Source organism: Nostocoides sp. (genome assembly GCF_035343835.1).
In the GTDB taxonomy this organism is placed as follows: domain Bacteria; phylum Actinomycetota; class Actinomycetes; order Actinomycetales; family Dermatophilaceae; genus Nostocoides_A; species Nostocoides_A vanveenii.
In genome coordinates this window covers 1-1,565 of sequence record NZ_DAOQZV010000401.1, presented here as the reverse complement: position 1 = coordinate 1,565, position 1,565 = coordinate 1, and the positions used below count along the sequence as shown (strand labels likewise).

At 69.3% G+C, this 1,565-nt stretch carries 2 protein-coding genes; both read left to right on the top strand.

Annotated elements, in window-relative coordinates; genetic code table 11:
• The first annotated feature begins 80 nt into the window (after window positions 1–80).
• Window positions 81–290, top strand: a complete 210-nt coding sequence (locus PKH97_RS16545; RefSeq protein ID WP_324388702.1) for a helix-turn-helix transcriptional regulator — start codon at window positions 81–83, stop codon at window positions 288–290.
• Between the two features lie 87 nt (window positions 291–377).
• Window positions 378–1,565: acetyl-CoA C-acetyltransferase (locus PKH97_RS16540; RefSeq protein ID WP_324388701.1), on the top strand; the 1,188-nt coding region annotated here is incomplete at its 3' end.

Genomic DNA, 1,565 nt, shown 5'->3' with positions numbered 1-1,565 from the left:
TGACCCATGTGCTCGTCGTCGGTCTCGGCCTGTTCGCCTTGTCCTATGGCTGGGTCCGGCTCGGGAACCGGTGACCGGCCATGGACAACCGAGTCGCGCAGCTGCGGGCCGGTCGCGGGCTCTCCCAGGCGGCCCTCGCCGACCTGCTGGGGGTCTCTCGGCAGACCGTGATCTCCATCGAGCGGGGCCGCTTCGACCCCTCGCTGCCGTTGGCGTTCAAGATCGCGGCAGCCTTCGGCTGCCGGATCGAGGACGTCTTCGACCCCGAGGGAATGGCCCATGGGTGGTGAGGGTCACCGCCGCGCGGCGGGCGAGGTGAGGGAAGCGCTCGCTAGCATCGACGGCATACGGCCATCGAATCAATGAAGAGGTTTGGCATGTCCACCGATCCCACCGTCATCGTCGCCGGCGCCCGCACCCCGATGGGCCGCATGAGCGGATCGCTGAAGGGCTTCAGCGGCTCCGACCTGGGCGGATTCGCCATCAAGGGGGCGCTGGAGAAGTCCGGCGTCAAGCCCGAGGACGTCGACTACGTCATCATGGGCCAGGTGCTTTATGCCGGCGAGGGGCAGATCCCCGCGCGGCAGGCGGCCGTCAAGGCCGGCATCCCGATGTCGGTCCCGGCCCTGTCGCTGAACAAGGTCTGCCTCTCCGGCATCGATGCGATCGCCCTCGCCGACCAGTTGATCCGGGCCGGGGAGTTCGAGATTATCGTCGCCGGCGGCCAGGAGTCGATGACCAATGCCCCGCACCTGCTGGAGAAGAGCCGCGATGGCTTCAAATACGGCAATGTCACCCTGCGCGACCACATGGACTTCGACGCCCTGTCCGATGTCTTCACCATGCAGGGCATGGGCGGGCTGACGGAGTCCGCCAACACCGGTGAGCGCGCCGTGACCCGCGAGGAGCAGGACGAGTTCTCGGCCCGCAGCCACCAGTTGGCGGCGCGGGCCTGGAAGGACGGCTTCTTCGACGACGAAGTCGTCGCCGTCTCCATTCCGCAGCGCAAGGGCGACCCGATTGAGTTCAAGTCCGACGAAGGCATCCGGGCCGACACGACGGCGCAGTCGCTGGCCGGCCTGCGCCCGGCCTTCGCCAAGGACGGCACCATCACGGCCGGCTCGGCGTCGCAGATCTCGGACGGCGCCGCCGCAGTCGTCGTGATGAAGAAGTCGAAGGCCGAGGAGCTGGGCCTGTCCTGGCTGGCCGAGATCGGCGCCCACGGCGTGGTCGCCGGACCCGACTCGACCCTGCAGAGCCAGCCCGCCGAAGCGATCAAGGCGGCCTGCGCCAAGGAAGGCATTACCCCCGGCGACCTCGACGTGGTCGAGATCAACGAGGCCTTCGCGGCCGTCGGCCTGGTCTCCGCGCGCGAGCTCGGCCTCGACCCCGAGAACGTCAACCCCAATGGCGGCGCGATCGCCATGGGGCACCCGCTCGGGATGTCCGGCGCCCGCATCACGCTCACCTTGGCCAACGAGCTCAAGCGGCGCGGTGGCGGCATCGGCGCCGCTGCCCTGTGCGGCGGCGGCGGTCAGGGCGACGCCTTGATCGTGCGCGTGCCC

What these genes read in the sequence shown, in the direction of transcription:
- PKH97_RS16545 (WP_324388702.1), top strand. Translation starts at nt 81, where the DNA reads ATGGACAACCGAGTCGCGCAGCTGCGGGCCGGTCGCGGGCTCTCCCAG.